Source organism: Burkholderia sp. YHN3-13 (genome assembly GCF_055810675.1).
The window spans coordinates 760,056-776,646 of record NZ_JBVVNQ010000001.1 but is presented as its reverse complement, the minus strand read 5'-3'; the positions used below and the strand labels follow the sequence as shown (position 1 = coordinate 776,646).

Sequence of the window (16,591 nt, the reverse complement as noted above, 5' to 3'; positions counted from 1 at the left end):
CCTGTCTGAGCGGTGCCGCCTGTGCGATGCCGCGATCGCTCCGCGTCGACCGCAAACCCATGACCAGCAAGGCATTCAGCCGATTCCGCCACGCCGTTTCGCCGTGCCGCACCGGGTCTTTCGCCGGCCGCAAATCATGAAAAATCCGGCTTGCCAATCGAGTCCCGATTCCTTGACACTCTGCTCTAAATGTGAGTCCCAATCCTCATCGTCATTTGATAAGATGGCTCTCATCATTCGTTTGGCAAAACCTGCGCGCGTCACGCGCGAACGCCGGTCGCAGTAGCTGGAAACAAGTACGGGACGAGGCCCGCTGTCACGGCAATCACGGCTGACCTGCCGGAACGCGCTCGGCGCGGCCCGGGCAGGGCGGTCGGCCCGCTCGCCTCCGTCTACACTGTGCGTTTTTTTCTGGATCGGGGCGTGTCCATGGATGACGAAAACGATAGCGCGGTGCTCGAGGCGCATGTCGGTACGCGCAGCCCCTGCTGGCGTCTCGGCAGCGACAGCAACGCGCTCGAGCTGGCCGCCGTGCGCGGCCTGACCAACGTGGCGGTTGCGCTGACGGTCGAGCAGGCCGCGCGCGTGCGCGCGCTGACCGGCGTCACGTCGCATCTCGTGCTCGACATCGCGCTGTTCGGCAATCCGGTCAGCCTCCATCTGGTCGGCAGGAAGGTCAACACGACCGACTGGGCCGGCACGGCGTCCGCCTATTCCGATACCGCATCCGTCGCCGACGATCTGTCGCACGGGCTCGCCTTCGCCGAGCAGGTCGTGTCCGAAGTCAATTCGCTCGTCGTGATCCTCGATCGCAACGGGATGGTGCAGCGCTTCAACCGGCTGTGCGAGGAAGTGACGGGCAAGCGCGAGGTCGACGTGATCGGCCGCAGCGCGTTCGAGCTGTTCATGAGCCCCGAGCAGGGCGCGCAGTCGCGCACCAACATCACCGGCTTTTTCGCGAGCAACCAGTCGTACGCGGTCGAGCGCTACATCAACACGGTCAACGGGCCGCGCCTGTTCCAGTTCCGCAACAAGTTCGTGCAGAGCGGCAGCGGCATCGACGAGCAGTTCCTGATCTGCTCGGGCATCGACATCACCGAGGAGCGCAACGCGCAGCAGCGGCTCACCGAGCTGGCGAACACCGATGTGCTCACCGGGCTGCCGAACCGCCATGCGATCAGCGAGCGGATCCGTGCGGCGATCGACGCGGAGAGCCCCGACACGCGCGGCCAGGTCGGGATCCTGTTCCTCGACCTCGACAACTTCAAGCGCGTCAACGATCACTACGGTCACATCACCGGCGACCGCCTGCTGCAGGACGTGTCGTCGATCATCAGCGGCTGCCTGCCGTCCGGCGCGACGCTCGCCCGGCTCGGCGGCGACGAGTTCCTCGTGCTGTTCGAGCACGGCACGCGGCCGCTGCTCGAGGCGACCGCGCAGATCATCCTCGAACGGCTGCGCACGCCGATCCACCTCGGGCTGATGGAGGTCTACACGAGCTGCTCGATCGGCATCGCGATGCATCCGCAGCATGGCGATTCGCTCGAGACGCTGATCCGCAGCGCCGACACCGCGATGTACGTCGCGAAGGAGGAAGGCAAGCACACGTACCGCGTGTTCTCGCTGGAGATGAACCAGAAGGTCGCGAAGTACATGTGGCTCGACACGAACCTGCGCAAGGCGCTCGAGGAAGAGCAGTTCGTGCTGCATTACCAGCCGGTCGTCGATATCGCGACGGGCGACGTGCACGGCGTCGAGGCGCTGATCCGCTGGCAGTCGCCCGATCGCGGGCTCGTCGCGCCGATCGAGTTCATTCGTTTCGCGGAGGAGTCGGGGCTGATCGCGCCGCTCGGGCGCTGGGTGATGCGCACCGCGGCCGCACAGGCCGCCGCATGGAAGGCGAAGGGGCTCGGCATCCGGATCGCGGTGAACGTGTCCGCGCGGCAGTTGCAGGACATGAACATCGTGCACCAGTTCGCGTCGATTCTCGACGGCGCGGGGCTGAAGCCCGGCCTGCTCGACATCGAGCTGACCGAAAGCTGCTTCATCGAGGACGAGGATTCCGCGATCGGGCTGATGCGGCAGTTCCGCCAGCTCGGCGCGGAGATCCATCTCGACGATTTCGGCACCGGCTATTCGTCGCTGTCGCAGCTGTCGCGCCTGCCGCTCGATGCGATCAAGCTTGATCGCACCTTCATCACGGGCATCGACCGCAACCCGCGCTCGCAGGCACTGGTGCGCTCGGTCGTGTCGCTCGCGAAGGCGCTGAATTTCGCGGTGATCGCCGAAGGCGTCGAAACGCATGCGGAAGCCGATTTCCTCAAGCAGCTCGACGTCGATCACGCGCAGGGCTACTACTACGCGCGGCCGATGCCGGCGCAGGCGTTCGAGGCGTGGCTCGCGGAGACGCGGAAGCTCAGGCTGATCGCCTGAGCCTCGTGCCCGCCCAGGCGCCGCCGCGTACCGGCGGCGCCGGTTCCATTACACCGTGCGCAGCTTCGACACGCGGCGGTTCTGCAGCATCACCAGGCGTTCCATGTACGCGAGGTCCTTCGGCTCGATCGTGAACGCCGCATGCACCCACGCTTCCGTGATGTCCATCAGCTCCGAGCGCGACAGCTGGAACACGCGCTCGCGGGCGCGCAGCATCGCGCGCACGCCGTTCAGCTTCGGTTTCGTCACGTCGATGAAGGTGCGCGTCGCGAGATACGCGTCGCCGGCGTCGAACGTCTGGTCGATCAGCCCGCGATCCTCGTACCACTCGGCCGCATGCGCCTCGCCGGTCGCGATCAGCGATTCCGCGAGGCCGCGGTTCGCCTTGCGCGCGACGAGCGAATAGCCGCCCATGCCCGGGAACAGGTTGAACGCGATCTCGGGAAACCCGAGCTTCACACCCTTCTGCGCGAGCACGTAGTGGTGCGCGAGCGCGGCCTCGAAGCCGCCGCCGAGCGCGCTGCCCTCGACCATCGCGATCGAGATCGCGCCGGTGCCGAAGCCCGTGTAGATCTCGTACACGCCGTCGATGCACGAGCGCGCGTAGGCCATCAGCTGGTCACGCCGGCCGCTGCGGATCGCGTCGACGAAGAAGCTCAGGTCGCCGCCGACGTTGAACAGCTCGGGGACGAGCGAGCCCGTCACCCAGAAGTCGAACGTGAGGCCCGAGTCGCGTGCGACGCGCGCGAGATGGATGATGTCGGTAACGAGTTGTTGGTTGAAGCACGGCCGCGGCTCCGATCGCAGCATCATCCACATGACGTTACGGCCTTCTTCGTAGAAGGCGGTCAGTTGCGACAGTTCGCCGGCTTCGTAAAACGGGCGGCACGCCGGATGGGATTGGAGTTGCATGGTATGTCCTCGTGAGATGTGGTTCTTGAAGACCATCGCGCCCGGCGCCACGCGGGGAATCGGGTTGCCCGCCGGGCGCCGGGCGCGAGGCATCGCCATTGTTGCGCGCGCACAAAAGACGAACTGCGGGGAACAACGCACGACCGGGACGCGGGCATCGATGGCGTTCGGACGGATAGGGCGGGCGAACGGATCGGGATCGGGAGGCGACGGCCGGCGTGCCGGACGGCGCCGATACGCGCGGAAAGTCGGGAGACGGCGATGGGCCGCACGGCTTGACGCTCGCCGGCACGTCACCCACACTGGATCGCACGACGGCCATCGGGCGGGTGGTCCGTCATGCGCGTGTCATGCGGGTACGACCTGTCGCGTGGGCGCGCAGTCCTGACGCCCGGTAACGAACGCGCGGAGAGTCGCGACGTGGCACGTTTTGCTTCCCGATGGGCCGGCTGTCTGTTCGCCTGCGCCGTTGCGCTCGGCGCGGGAATCGCCGCGGCCGGCACGCACGACTCGCGCGAGTCGTCCGGCGCGGAAGACGAAGCCCCCGTCACGCTCGTCAGCGACGTCCACGAATTCGTGATCCAGCACGACGGCTCGCTCGACGAGCACGACGATTCGATACTGCGCGCGAACAATGCGAACGGCATCGACGCGGTCGCGCAGCGCTACGTGTGGTTCGACAAGCATCTCGAGCAGGTCGATCTGCTCGCGGCCGAGACGATCGATCGCGACGGCGTCGCGCATCCGGTCGGCGCGGACGGCATCCGCGACGTGCAGGAGCCGCGCTCGGCCGGCGCGCCGACGTTCCAGGACGGGTTGTTGCGCACCGTCGTGTTCCCCGGCGTCGAAGCCGGATCGAGCACGCGCGTGGCGTTCCGCAAGACGCGCACGAAACCGGTCAATCCCGGCTACTTCGGCTATTACGTCGAGCCGTCGCGCGAGCCCGTCGACAGCCAGCGGCTGATCTTCGACGTGCCGGCCGACATGCCGCTGCATGCGGACGCGCGCGGCTACGTCGCGCTGCCGCCGGTCACGGCGAACGGCCGCACGCGTTATGAATTCGATTACCGGCACGGCCCGTACGACCGCATCGAGAGCGGCGCGGTCGGCTACCCGACCTACGGCGACCGGCTCGTCGTGTCGACGCTGCCCGACTACGCGGCCTTCGCCGCCCGCTACCGCAACGCGGCCGTCGACCCGAGCGCGGGCGATCCGGCCGTTGTGCAACTGGCGCGCGCGCTCACCGCGGAGGCCGCCGATCCGCGCGACAAGGCGCGCATCCTGTACGACTGGGTGCAGGCGAACGTGCGCTACGTCGGGCTGTTTCTCGGCGAAACGGCCGCCGCGCCGCATCGCGTGACGGACATCCTGCGCAACCGCTACGGCGACTGCAAGGATCATGTCGCGCTGTTCGGCGCGCTGCTCGCGGCGGTCGGCATTCGCAGCGAGCCGGTGCTGATCAATCTCGGCGCCGTCTACACGCTGCCGTCGGTACCCGGTTACGGCGGCGGCGCGATCAATCATGCGATCACGTGGCTGCCCGACCTCGCGCTCTATGCGGACACGACGACGGCCGGCATCGCGTTCGGCTACCTGCCGCCGATCGTGATGGATCGTCCCGCGCTGCTCGTCGACACCGGTGTGCTGTCGCGCACGCCGGCCACGCAGCCGCGCGGCCGCATCGCGCGGGTCGGGATCGACGCCGCGCAACCGGGCGCCGCGCGTTTCAATGCATACGTCGAGGACAGCGGCTGGACGGCCGAACTCGAGCGGAACCTGTTTCGCCGGGCGCCGCACGATCGCATCGACGCGCTGGCGACCGAGCGTCTGAGGCAAAGCGGCCTGCGCGGCCGCGCGCAACTGTCGACCGGCGACCGGCGCGTGACCGAGGGGCCGTTCGACGTGACGGTCACCGGCACGCTCGATCATTTCGTGTGGCCCGACGGCACGACCGCGTTGCCCGCGCTGTCGAGCCTCACGGGCGGCATCGCGACGCAGGTCGAGAACTGGCTGGCCGAACCCGTGCGTACGCAGCCGTGGGGCTGCGTCGGCGGCACGTTCGACGAGACCGGGCAGATTGCACTGCCGGCGGATGTCGTCGTCACCGACCTGCCGACGGATGCGGACGTGCACGACCGCTTCGTCGCGTTCACGTCGCATTACGTGTTCGATGCGGCCGCGCGCATCGTCCAGGTCACGCGGCGGATGAAGGCGGATTTCGGTCGTCAGGTGTGCACGCCGGACGAATTCGCGGCGCTGCGTGGGTCGCTCGAACGCATCGAACGCGACACGCAGGCGCAGATCGTCGTGCGGGCGAAGCCGCGTTGAGCGGCGCGGGCACGACGTTCGCTACGCACGGGCGAATGGCCGCAACCGGCCAGCGTGCGGGAGGACATCATGACGGAACGGGATCACGAGATCGCCGAGCTCTCGAAGGACTTGCTGGGGCGGATCGTGCAGGGCACGATCGCGACCGGTGCAACGGTGAATGCGCAGCAGTGCGCGGCGCTTGCCGTGCAATGCGCGACGGCGCTGGTCGACAGGCTCGACGCGCGCAGCGGCGGCTGAACGCCGAAGTGACGCCAACGTGACGCCAGGCGCCAATGCATGGCGCCGCGCGTCAGGCGTTACGCTTCGACACCGAGATCGCCCTCCGCGCGCACCGCGCCCGGCGGCTTGCCCACCACGCGCTTGAACGCGCGGCTGAACGCGGCCAGCGAACCGTAGCCGAGCCGGTACGCGACGGCTTCGATCGTCTCGCGGTCGCGCGCGATCCACTGCGCGGCGAGCCGCATCCGCAACTCGGTCAGGTAGCGCACGGGCGTCATCCCGGTCGCCGCGAGAAACCGCTCGGCGAACACCGAGCGCGACACGCCCGCTTCGGTCGCGAGTTCCGCGACGCTCCAGTTGCGGCCCGGCTCGCGATGCAGCGCGACGATCGCGCGACCGAGCTTCGGCTCGCGCAGCGCCTGCACCCAGCCCGTTGCGTCGCCGCAGCCGCACTCGACCCAGCCGCGCACGATGAACGCCGCGACCACATCCGCGAGCCGCGCGAGGATGCCCGCGAAGCCCGCGCGCGCCGTGCATGCTTCGCGCTCCATCGCATCGAGCATCGGGCGGATTTCCGGGTAGCGCGCGAGCAGCGTGCCGACGTGCATGAACTCGGGCATCGTGCCGACCAGCGGCTGCATGCCGCCGAGATCGAGCTCCATGCACGCGCTGAAGATCAGCGCATCGCCGGCGCCCGGTTCCGTCGTCGCGCAGGTCGCGGGCGACACGCCGGCCGACGCCACCGACGCCACCGTATCGCAGAGCGTCGCGACCTCGAAGCCGTTGATCTCGCGGCACGGCACATCGGGATCGGATACCAGCGCGTGCATGCCGCCATGCGGCAGCAGGATCGCGTCGCCGCCCTCGAGCCGCATCGTGGCGCCCGACGCGTCGCGCAGCAGCACGGGCCCGCGCACGACGAAATGGAACTGCGCGCGGCCCGGCGCATGGCCGAAGTTCAGCCCGAACGGCCGCGCGACCTGGATGCGGCGGTACTGCACGCCGCTCAGGCGCATCCCCAGCAGCAGCTCGCTGACGAGGTCGTGCGTGTCGGGAATCGGGGGCAGAAGGGGCTCGGACATAGCGAGATTCGGACGTTCGATCAATAAGCACGGATTGTATGTCATAGACCGTCCTGACGTGGTTCCTTACGATACGCCCTCATCAGTACTTTCCCTAACCGACACGGAACCACGCATGAATCCCGGAATCTCCTCGGCCGCCTCGACGGCGGCCCCCCGCGAACCGGCCTGGGGCGCGGTATTCGCGATGGCGCTCGGCGTGTTCGGGCTCGTCACGGCCGAATTCCTGCCCGCGAGCCTGCTGACGCCGATGGCCGACAGCCTCGGCGTGACCGAAGGCGTGGCCGGGCAGGCCGTCACGGCCACCGCGACGGTCGCGCTCGTCACGAGCCTGCTGATCTCGGCACTGACGCGCACGATCGACCGGCGGCGCGTGCTGCTCGTGTTCTCGGTATTGCTCGTCGCGTCGAACCTGGCGGTCGCGTTCGCGCCCAACCTGACGATGCTGCTGATCGGCCGCGTCGTGCTCGGCATCGCGCTCGGCGGTTTCTGGACGATGGCGACGGCCACCGCGATGCGGCTCGTGCCGACGTCGATGGTGCCGCGCGCGCTGTCGATCATCTTCAGCGGCGTGGCGGTCGCGACGATCGCGTCCGCGCCGATGGGCAGCTACTTCGGCCACCTGATCGGCTGGCGCAACGTGTTCCTGATCGCGGCCGTGCTCGGCGGCGTCGCGTTCGTGTCGCAGCTCCTCACGCTGCCGTCGATGCCGCCGAGCGGCACGACGCGGCTGCGCACGCTGATCGACGTGCTGCGCCGGCCGACCGTCGGCCTCGGGATGTTCGCGACGATCCTCGTGTTCACCGGGCATTTCGCGTTCTTCACGTACCTGCGGCCGTTCCTCGAGCAGGTGGCCGGTGTCGGCGTGAACGGGCTGTCGGCGATCCTGCTCGGCTACGGCATCGCGAACTTCGTCGGCACGTCGCTGGCCGGCCGCGTGCTCGAACACCGGCTGCGGCCGATGCTGATCGGCATGCCCGCGTTGATGGTCGTGCTGGGCATCGCGCTCGTCGTGCTCGGCCGCGCGCCGGTGATCGACGCGGTGCTCGTCGCGTTGTGGGGGATGGCGTTCGGCGGCGTGCCGGTCGCGTGGTCGACGTGGGTCACGCGCACCGTGCCCGATGAAGCGGAGAGCGCGGGCGGGCTGATCGTCGCGGCGATCCAGCTGGCGATCGCGACGGGCGCGGCGGTCGGCGGCGTCGTGTTCGATGCGAACGGCGCGGCCGGCGTGTTCGTCGGCGCGGCCGTCGTGCTGGCGGTCGCGGTCGCGACGATCGTGACCGGCGTGCCGAAGCGCGTCGGCGTGGTCGCGTCCTGAGCGGCCGGGCGGCGCGCGCGGCACGGGCCGCCCGGCGATCGTCCACGCGTCAGGCGGCGCCGGCACCCGCGATGCGGTCGAGCGCCGCGAGCGCGTCCGCCGGCAGATCGAGGTCGGCTGCCGCGAGGTTCTCGCGCAGATGCGCGACCGACGACGTGCCGGGAATCAGCAGGAGATTCGGCGCGCGGCGCAGCAGCCACGCCAGCGCGACCTGCATCGGCGTCGCGCCGGTACGGGCCGCCACGCCGGACAGCGTCGACGACTGCAGCGGCGAGAAGCCGCCGAGCGGAAAGTACGGCACGTACGCGATGCCGTCGCGGGCAAGCGAGTCGATCAGCGCATCGTCGCCGCGATGCGCGATGTTGTAGTGGTTCTGCACGCAGACGATGTCGCAGAGGCGCCGGCCCTGTGCGACCTGCGCGGGCGTGACGTTGCTCAGGCCGATGTGCCGCACGAGCCCGCGCCGCTGCAGTTCGGCGAGCGTGGCGAGCGGCGCTTCGATCGATCCCTCGGCCGGCCCGTGCGGGTCGAACATGATGCGCAGGTTGACGACGTCGAGCACGTCGAGTCCCAGGTTGCGCAGGTTGTCGTGCACGGCCCGTTCCAGTTCGTCGGGTGCGAACGCGGGCAGCCACGACGCGTCGTCGCCGCGTCGCGCGCCGATCTTGGTGACGATCACGAGATCGTCGCGATACGGATGCAGTGCTTCGCGGATCAACTGGTTGGTCACGTGCGGGCCGTAGAAATCGCTGGTGTCGAGATGATCGACGCCGGATTCGACGGCTTCGCGCAAGACCTTCAATGCCGCGTCGCGATCCTTCGGCGGGCCGAATACCCCGGGCCCCGCGAGCTGCATCGCGCCGTAGCCGATGCGTTTGACGTGGCGATCGCCGAGCCTGAAGGTGGCGGTGGGGTGAATGTCGGGCATGACCGTACTCCTGTCGATGAGATGAATGCGCCCAGCATAGGGACGAGCCGTCTGCGCGATAAGCCGTCATAATCCGTACGGGCTGTACGAAAAGGCGAACAATGCAAACCGATCTGGGCGATCTGAACGCGTTCATGGCCGTGGCACGCGCCGGCGGATTCCGCGACGCCGCACGCATGACGGGCCTCAGCGCATCGGGGCTGAGCGAGGCCGTGCGCCGGCTGGAAGCGCGGCTCGGCGTGCGGCTGCTGCATCGCACGACGCGCAGCGTCGTGCCCACCGAAGCCGGCGAGCGCCTGCTCGCGCGCCTCGGGCCCGCGCTGACCGAAGTGGCGGCGGCGCTGGACGATATCGACGCATTCCGCGACCGACCGGCCGGCACGCTGAAGCTCAACGTGCCGGTCAGCGCATCGCGGCTCGTGTTGCCCGCGATCGTGCCGCGCTTTCTCGACGCGTACCCGGATATCCGGCTGGAAGTGATCGCCGACGAGAGTTTCGTCGACGTGCTGGCGGCCGGCTGCGACGCGGGCATCCGCTACGACGAACGGCTCGAGCAGGACATGATCGCGGTGCCGATCGGGCCGCGCATCCAGCGGTTCGCGACCGCGGCGGCGCCCGGTTATCTCGACCGGCACGGCCGGCCGCGGCATCCGCGCGACCTGCTCGACCACAAGTGCCTGCGCGGGCGCTTCGCGAGCGGCGCGATGCTGCCGTGGGAGTTCGAGCGCGACGGCGAAGTCGTGCGGGTCGAGCCGGCCGCCGGGCCGCTGCTGGTCCAGATCGGCGGCGCGTCGGAGCTGCTGGTCGATGCGGCGCTCGCCGGTACGGGCATCCTGCATCTGTTCGAAGAGTGGGTGCGCCCGCATTTCGACAGCGGCGCGCTCGAACGGGTGCTCGAACCGTGGTGGCGGCCGTTCCCGGGGCCCTTCCTGTACTACCCGGGGCGGCGGCTCGTGCCGCCGGCACTGCGCGCGTTCATCGATTTCATCAAGGCATCCTGAGCATTGCCCGGCGCATCCGCGCGTGCGTCGAGCAACTGCCTGGCTGCGTCGTCGATCGCGCGGCCGACCGATTCACGATGCAAGCGCCGCAGCAGGCTGCGCGACACGACGCCCCGGTCGGCGCGAACGGCTGCATGCTGAGCCGAGCGAACCTCGGATGCGGCAGGTTGCGTGGCCCTTCGCGCGGAGCCATGTCGATGCCACAGCCGAAACAGCCCGGTGCCGCATCGTTGGTCATCGGCACGTCCCAGTGGCGTCCCATCACGATCGCCCGAATGGCTGCGCGGTACCACCCGCAGCGTAGGCGGTGCGCACGCCGTGCGCGACCGTGCCGCGCATCCGCTAGCGGCTTTCCTTGATCATCGACGCGAGCGTCTTCATGGCCTGCAGGTACGGATACGGCCCGTGGCTGATGCGCGCCACGCCGTAGTCGGCGAGTTCCGCGAGCGTCGGCGCTTCCGACACGCGCATCACGTTCACGGGCAGCGGCGATGCGGCCGTCAGCGCGCGGATGAGCGCCGGCGAGCGAAGACCCGGCACGAACAGGCCGTCGGCACCGGCCGCCGCGTAGGCACGAGCGCGCGCCAGCGTTGCGTCGAGCAGGCGTTCGTCGTGCGCCTCGGCCGCGGCCGTGAAGAACACGTCGGTGCGCGCGTTGATGAAGTAATCCGCGCTCGCGCGATCGGCCGCCTGCCGTGCCGCCGCGAGACGGGCTGCCGCTTCGTCGACGTCGCGCAGTGCGCCCGTCGCGGGAATACTGTCTTCGAGATTGCAGCCGATCGCGCCGGCCTGGATGCTCAGCGTGATCGTGTCGCCGACATCCTCCGGCCGCTCGCCGTATCCGCTTTCGAGATCGACGGTGACGGGCAGGCTCGTCGCGCGCGTGATCCGTTCGAGCACCTCCATCATCAGCGCGCGCGGCATCTGCTCGCCGTCGGTGAAGCCGTTCGCCGCCGCGACCGACCAGCTGCCGGTCGCCAGCGCGACGGCGCCCGCGTCGGCCGCCGTGCGCGCGCTGCCGGCATCCCACACGTTGAACAGCGCCAGCGGCTGGCCCGCGCGGTGTAGCGACCGGAACGTCGCGCCTTTCTCATTGCTGCCCATGCTTGCTCCTCCTGGTGAAAACCGGATCGGTCGTCGTGCCGAACGATACTGCCACGGTATCGAGCGCCGCGAGGAAATCGCGCGCGTCGAACAGTTCGCCGAGGCTGCGCACGCCGCCTGACACCCGCGTCTTGCCGGTGACCAGGCGCACGGCCGCCTCGACGATGATCGGCGCGCTGACCGCGTAGATGTCGCGGCCCGACGCGATCGCGCGATGCGTCGTGCCGCCCTGCGCGACGATCGCGTCCATCGCGAATTGCTGGGCCGAGCGGCCCAGTGCGTCGGCCGGCGCGGGCGGCGGCGTGGCGGCATCGCGCACGTCGCGCAGCGCACGCGTCGCAAGCCAGGAATCGATCGTATCGATACGCAGATGACGCGCCAGTGTCATGACTTCCGAAAACGGCAGCAGCGTCACGTCGACAGTACCGATCGGCGGCGGAAACGGCCACACGCGCTCGCGTGCGGCCGACGGCACCGGCGTCGGCTTTCCGCCTTGCTGCACGAGCCTCACCGCGCGATTGCGTTCGCCCGTCACGCGCGTGCCGCGCGTCGGGTGCCAGCGGTCGAGCCCGGTCGCGATGTCGACGCGGTCGATCGGCCGATCGCGGTCGGCGACCGCCGTGACGAGCAGGTCGGCCAGGCCGCCGTAGAACGCGGCGGCCGGCACGACGGTCAGGTTCGCGGCCCGCGCGCGGGCGTCGACGTGTTCGGTCAGCGCCAGCACCGACGGCTGTTCGGCCGTCAGGTCGAGATAGGGAATGCCGGCGCGCAGCGCCGCATCGGCCAGCGGCAGCGCGGTATCGAGGTAGGGGCCCGCGCAGTTGATCAGGGCATCCGCGCCGCGCAACGCGGCGTCGAGCGCGGCCGCATCGTCGATCGCGGCGACGCGCGCCGGCGCCGCATCGCCGCCGTCTTCGGCAAGCCGCGCGGCGTCGCGGCCGAGGCGAAGCGCGCGAAGGCCGCGCCGGGCCAACTCGGCCACCACGAACCGCCCGGTGTGACCGGCGGCGCCATAGACTGCAACCGTCATTCGATCGTCCATGACCCACTCAGATACAGAACGGTCTGTTTTATAGTACAGACCTGTAGCGTCGTCAAGATCACGGTGCTATGATCGGAGCCCCTGTTGCGGTAACGGCGGCCAGGACGGCCGGGCTTCGATGAAAAAGGACATGGATGCACACGGGAGCATGCCCGATACGCGCGAACGCATTCTGCAGACGGCCAGCGCGCTGTTCTACCGGGAAGGCACGCGCGCGGTCGGCGTGGACCTGATCGTCGCGCAGGCGGGCGTCGCGAAGACGAGCCTGTATCGTCATTTCGCGACGAAGGACGACCTGATCGAGGCGTTCCTGTTGCGCGAGGACGCCGATTTCTGGGCGCATTGGGATGCGGTGGCGCAGCGCTACAAGCGCACGCCGCGCGAAGAGCTGGACGCGCAGCTTCAATGGCTGGGCGAGCGCATCGAGCGGCCCGGCTATCGCGGCTGTCCGCAGATCAACATCGCCGCGGAATACGCGGACGACAGTCATCCGGCCCGCAAGGTCGCGGTCGCGCACAAGCAGGAACTGCGGCGCCGGTTGACGGAGCTGGCGGGCGCGCTGCGGGTCGACGACCCGGAAACCTTCGCGCTGCGGCTCGCGACGGTCATCGACGGCGCGCTGAGCAGCGGGCGGGCGCTGCACGCGTACGGGGCCGCGCGGTTCCTGCAGGAATTCGCGCAACTGCTGTTGCCGAAGAAGGGCAGGAAGTAAGCGCGCCCGCCACCGGGTTCGCGCGCCGGTTCAGCCGGGTGTCGACGGATCGACCGACAGCATGCGCAACTGGCCGCGCAACCGATCGACGTCGCCCGGTGCGAAAGGCTGCTCGATCTCGGCATGCGTTTGCTGCCACAACGGGAACGCTTCGGCCAGCAGGTCGCGGCCGGCCGGCGTCAGTTCGAGCAGGCGGCTGCGGCGGTCGTCCGGATCCTGCGCGATCGTGACGAGGCCGCGCCGCTCGAGCGGCTTGAGCGCGGCCGTGAGCGTGGTGCGGTCCATCGCGAGCAGCGACGCGACCGATTTCATCGGGGCCGGTTGCGGCCGGTTCAGCGACATCAGCAGCGAAAACTGGCCGTTGGTGAGATCGAGCGGGCGCAGCACATCGTCGAAGATGCGCGCGAGATTGCGCGCCGCGCGCTGCATGTGCAGGCACAGGCAGCAATCGCGCACCATCAGCGTCGTTTCGAAAGGAAGCGTTTCTTTTCGTGCCATGTTGCAATTATGTTGATATCAACCTATTGTGTCAAGGTCAAGGGGCGGCAGCCCGCCGCGTCCGTCATCGGAGGAGCAGGCATGAGTGCGCAACAGCAGTTGTATCTCGCCGTATTTCTCGGAACGAAGGATAGCCCGGCCATGAAGGCGTGGGTGGCGCTGTCGGAGGCGGAGCGGCGCACGCGCGAGCGGGACGGCATTGCCGCATGGCATGCGTGGGTCGACCGGCATCGCGATGCGATCGTCGAGATGGGCGGGCCGCTCGGCAAGACCAAGACCATCGACGCGACCGGCATCAAGGACGCCGCCAACGCGCTGAGCGGGTTTACCGTCGTGCGCGCGGCGTCGCACGACGCGGCGGCCGCGATGTTCGAGGGCCATCCGCATTTCACGCTGTTCCCGGGCGTGTCGGTCGACGTGATGCCCGTGCTGGCGATTCCCGGTGCGTGAGCGACCCGTCCTGCCGGGTGCCGCGCGTCGCGTCGATGCGCGCTGGCCGCCCTGCGGACTGATTCCCGACATTCTGGATGGAGACTGGCGATGAAGCTTTACGGATTTGCCGGCACGCGCTCGCAGCGTGCGTTATGGGGGCTGAAGGAACTCGATGCGGATTTCGAATTCGTGTCGGTCAATCTGCTCCAGGGCGAGCACAAGCGGCCCGACTTCCTGCGCCTCAACCCGGCCGGCAAGGTGCCCGTGCTGGTGGACGGCGACCTCGTGATTCCCGAGTCGGCCGCGATCGTGCTGTATCTCGCGGACAAGTATCCGGAAAAAGGGCTGCTGCCGGCCGATCCGGCGCTGCGCGCGGAGGCCTACCGGTGGGTCATGTTCGCGGTGACGGAGCTCGAGCAGCCGCTGTGGCGGATCACGCGGCATTCGTTCCTCTATCCGCCGGAGAAGCGCTCACCGGCCGATATCGCGCTGGCACGCGAGGATTTCACGACGATGGCCGCGCTCCTCGACAAGCATCTCGAGGGGCGCGAATTCATCGTCGGCGATGCGCTGACGGTGGCCGATTGCGTGACGGTCTACCTGATCGACTGGGCGAGCGAATGCCGACTGATCGAACCGTTCCCGCAGTTGCGCGCGTATCTCGACCGGCTGTACGCACGGCCGAAGGCGCCGCAGCGGATCGCGGACGCACGCAAGGCCGCATGACGCCGCGAGGCGGGCATGCGCCGCGCCCGGTGGCGGTCACGACCCGTCGTCGGGGCCGCCGAGCGCGCGGCACAGCATCGACAGGTCGCGCAGCGTGAGGTGCGGCGTCGCGGCCTGCCGCGGCGTGTGGCCTCCTTCCGGACGAGGATCGCGCACGACCCAGGCGGCCTGAAGCCCCGCGTTCAGTGCGCCGACGACGTCGAGATGGAAATCGTCGCCGACATGCAGCAGTTCGGCCGGACGCACGTCGAGTGCGTCCGCCGCCGCGTGGAAGATCTCGGGTTCCGGCTTCGCGAAGCCGAATGCCCGCGCGCTGAGCGTCGTGCGGAAGAATTCGCCGCCGCCGGTCAGCCGGAGATCCGCGTTGCCGTTGGTCACGGCAATCAACGGAAAGCGCGCGCTCAGCCACGTCAGCGCGGGCCACGCGTCGTCGTAGAATTCGACGCGGTTCCGGGCGGCATAGAACACGTCGTACGCGGCGTCGGTCAGCGCGACGTCTTCGTTCGCGCGCGCCAGCGCCAGCCGGATCGAGCCGATTCGCATCGCGCGAAAGTCGCCGGCGAGGTCCGGGCGCAGCCGTTCGTATTCCTCACGGAGTCCGCTCAATGCCTGTTGCGTGGGCAGCACGCTCGCCGTATTGGGCGCGTGTTCGATCAGCCACGCGCGCAGCATCGCCTCGGCTCGGACGACCGACGGCCCGAACGGCCACAGGGTGTCGTCGAGATCGAACGAGAGGGCGGACACTTTGGCGAGACGCATGGCGGTCGAGCGATGAGGGTGGCTTACCACGGCCACGGAACGGAGGTTCCGGCGCCGTTGTCGATGGCGTGCCGATACAGGAAGCGCGCGACGGTCAGATCCTGAAGCGCGAGCCCCGTCATGTCGAACACGGTGATGTCGTGCGCGGCACGGTCGACCGACGCCGCACCGGCGAGGATGTCACCGATTTCGGTGCGCGGCAAATCGGGCGCCCACTGGCACTCGCCGATGCCGCGCGCCTGATCGTGATCGTCGACGAAAATGCGCGCGCGTTCCAGCACGCCGGCCGGGAGTTCGCGCTTGCCCGCGGTATCGGTGCCCACGCAGGTCAGATGGGTGCCCGGTTGCACCGCATCCGCGTCGAACAATGCGCCGCCGCCGGGCGTGGCCGTGATCACCACGTCGCTGTCGGCTACCGCGTCGTTCCGCTCGCGCGCGACGCCGATCGTGCAGCGCGTCAGGAAGGCCGATTCGAACGCCGGGTCCGGCTCGCCGCCGACGTTCACGTACCGCACCGTGCACCGTTGCGGCAGCAGCCTGAGTGCATAGTCGAGCTGCACGCGCGCCTGCACGCCCGTGCCGAACACGCAGATCCGCGTGCTGTCGCGGCGGGCCAGCTGTTGCAGCCCGAGGCCGCCGGCGGCGCCGGTTCGCGCGGTGGTGATCGCGTTGCCGTCCAGGATGCACAGCGGGCGGCCCGTGGCCGGATCGAACAGCGCGACGGTGGCCTGATGCGGCTCGCCGCCGGCGCGCCGGTTGCCGGGCCAGAACCCGGCCGCCTTGAAACCGAGCAGGTCCTGGCCCGCGACGTCGCCCGACTTGATGCCGAACACGCCGCCGGTATGCAGCTTCTCGCGCACCACCGGAAACACGCGCCCGGCCCGCTGGCTGTGCAGCACGAAGGCTTCGCGGACCGCCGCCATCACCTGCTCGGCCCGAAGGGCGGGTTCGACGGCGTCGCGGTCGAGAAGAAGGAGTCGGGCGTCTGTCGGCATGTCGGGTACGCCTTTGCGGCGTAGCGTGAGGCGGAAAGTTTTAAAGTTTGTCCAGATTTGGATAAATAGTCAATGCGTGTGCCAAGCGGCGCGGATGAC

The 16,591-nt window shown here is 69.1% G+C and carries 16 protein-coding genes; 8 read left to right on the top strand and 8 right to left on the bottom strand.

Annotated features, from left to right (window positions below; translation table 11 throughout):
- Positions 1-429 precede the first annotated feature (429 nt).
- On the top strand, positions 430-2,433 hold the full coding sequence (pdeR, locus tag AC0KUR_RS03455; protein WP_034188366.1) for a cyclic di-GMP phosphodiesterase: 2,004 nt from the start codon (positions 430-432) through the stop codon (positions 2,431-2,433).
- A 48-nt stretch (positions 2,434-2,481) separates the two neighbouring features.
- Here the strand turns inward: pdeR and AC0KUR_RS03450 are convergent, their stop codons facing one another.
- Complete coding sequence (locus AC0KUR_RS03450) at positions 2,482-3,345, bottom strand: crotonase/enoyl-CoA hydratase family protein (protein WP_034188365.1); 864 nt, start codon at positions 3,343-3,345, stop codon at positions 2,482-2,484.
- A 420-nt stretch (positions 3,346-3,765) separates the two neighbouring features.
- Between AC0KUR_RS03450 and AC0KUR_RS03445 the strand changes: the two genes are divergently transcribed.
- Together AC0KUR_RS03445 and AC0KUR_RS03440 are read left to right on the top strand one after the other, a co-directional pair.
- Positions 3,766-5,673 (top strand): DUF3857 domain-containing transglutaminase family protein, encoded by a 1,908-nt coding sequence (locus AC0KUR_RS03445; protein WP_473375366.1) that lies wholly within the window; start codon positions 3,766-3,768, stop codon positions 5,671-5,673.
- A gap of 69 nt (positions 5,674-5,742) precedes the next feature.
- On the top strand, positions 5,743-5,913 hold the full coding sequence (locus AC0KUR_RS03440) for a hypothetical protein (RefSeq protein ID WP_167361897.1): 171 nt from the start codon (positions 5,743-5,745) through the stop codon (positions 5,911-5,913).
- A gap of 59 nt (positions 5,914-5,972) precedes the next feature.
- Here the strand turns inward: AC0KUR_RS03440 and AC0KUR_RS03435 are convergent, their stop codons facing one another.
- Complete coding sequence (locus tag AC0KUR_RS03435; protein WP_049032674.1) at positions 5,973-7,022, bottom strand: AraC family transcriptional regulator; 1,050 nt, start codon at positions 7,020-7,022, stop codon at positions 5,973-5,975.
- Between the two features lie 70 nt (positions 7,023-7,092).
- On the opposite strand from AC0KUR_RS03435, the gene AC0KUR_RS03430 reads away from it, so the two are divergent.
- The gene (locus tag AC0KUR_RS03430; protein WP_034188362.1) at positions 7,093-8,295 is read left to right on the top strand and encodes an MFS transporter; all 1,203 of its coding nucleotides are present in this window, start codon (positions 7,093-7,095) and stop codon (positions 8,293-8,295) included.
- Between the two features lie 49 nt (positions 8,296-8,344).
- Here the strand turns inward: AC0KUR_RS03430 and AC0KUR_RS03425 are convergent, their stop codons facing one another.
- Entirely contained in the window at positions 8,345-9,223 is an 879-nt protein-coding gene (locus AC0KUR_RS03425) for an aldo/keto reductase family oxidoreductase (protein WP_034188361.1), read from the bottom strand.
- Between the two features lie 101 nt (positions 9,224-9,324).
- Here AC0KUR_RS03425 and AC0KUR_RS03420 point away from each other — a divergent pair, with 101 nt between their 5' ends.
- On the top strand, positions 9,325-10,224 hold the full coding sequence (locus AC0KUR_RS03420; protein ID WP_059559699.1) for a LysR family transcriptional regulator: 900 nt from the start codon (positions 9,325-9,327) through the stop codon (positions 10,222-10,224).
- A 342-nt stretch (positions 10,225-10,566) separates the two neighbouring features.
- On the opposite strand, the gene AC0KUR_RS03415 is transcribed toward AC0KUR_RS03420, so the two are convergent.
- Together AC0KUR_RS03415 and AC0KUR_RS03410 are read right to left on the bottom strand one after the other, a co-directional pair.
- Entirely contained in the window at positions 10,567-11,328 is a 762-nt protein-coding gene (locus AC0KUR_RS03415) for an isocitrate lyase/PEP mutase family protein (RefSeq protein ID WP_473375365.1), read from the bottom strand.
- Positions 11,315-12,370: a saccharopine dehydrogenase NADP-binding domain-containing protein gene (locus AC0KUR_RS03410; RefSeq protein ID WP_473375364.1), complete on the bottom strand. Its 1,056-nt coding sequence runs from the start codon at positions 12,368-12,370 to the stop codon at positions 11,315-11,317. The genes AC0KUR_RS03415 and AC0KUR_RS03410 overlap by 14 nt, the downstream gene beginning before the upstream one ends.
- A 130-nt stretch (positions 12,371-12,500) precedes the next feature.
- On the opposite strand from AC0KUR_RS03410, the gene AC0KUR_RS03405 reads away from it, so the two are divergent.
- Complete coding sequence (locus AC0KUR_RS03405; RefSeq protein ID WP_226226944.1) at positions 12,501-13,082, top strand: TetR/AcrR family transcriptional regulator; 582 nt, start codon at positions 12,501-12,503, stop codon at positions 13,080-13,082.
- A gap of 30 nt (positions 13,083-13,112) precedes the next feature.
- Here the strand turns inward: AC0KUR_RS03405 and AC0KUR_RS03400 are convergent, their stop codons facing one another.
- Positions 13,113-13,580 (bottom strand): MarR family winged helix-turn-helix transcriptional regulator, encoded by a 468-nt coding sequence (locus AC0KUR_RS03400; RefSeq protein WP_034188356.1) that lies wholly within the window; start codon positions 13,578-13,580, stop codon positions 13,113-13,115.
- A gap of 81 nt (positions 13,581-13,661) precedes the next feature.
- On the opposite strand from AC0KUR_RS03400, the gene AC0KUR_RS03395 reads away from it, so the two are divergent.
- Both AC0KUR_RS03395 and AC0KUR_RS03390 read left to right on the top strand, forming a co-directional pair.
- Positions 13,662-14,030 (top strand): hypothetical protein, encoded by a 369-nt coding sequence (locus tag AC0KUR_RS03395; protein WP_034188355.1) that lies wholly within the window; start codon positions 13,662-13,664, stop codon positions 14,028-14,030.
- Between the two features lie 90 nt (positions 14,031-14,120).
- Positions 14,121-14,738, top strand: a complete 618-nt coding sequence (locus tag AC0KUR_RS03390; RefSeq protein ID WP_034188354.1) for a glutathione S-transferase family protein — start codon at positions 14,121-14,123, stop codon at positions 14,736-14,738.
- 36 nt (positions 14,739-14,774) lie between these two features.
- On the opposite strand, the gene AC0KUR_RS03385 is transcribed toward AC0KUR_RS03390, so the two are convergent.
- Both AC0KUR_RS03385 and AC0KUR_RS03380 read right to left on the bottom strand, forming a co-directional pair.
- Positions 14,775-15,497, bottom strand: a complete 723-nt coding sequence (locus AC0KUR_RS03385) for an HAD family hydrolase (RefSeq protein ID WP_343726323.1) — start codon at positions 15,495-15,497, stop codon at positions 14,775-14,777.
- Positions 15,498-15,520: 23 nt separating this feature from the next.
- On the bottom strand, positions 15,521-16,492 hold the full coding sequence (locus tag AC0KUR_RS03380; RefSeq protein WP_034188352.1) for an ornithine cyclodeaminase family protein: 972 nt from the start codon (positions 16,490-16,492) through the stop codon (positions 15,521-15,523).
- Positions 16,493-16,591: the final 99 nt, after the last annotated feature.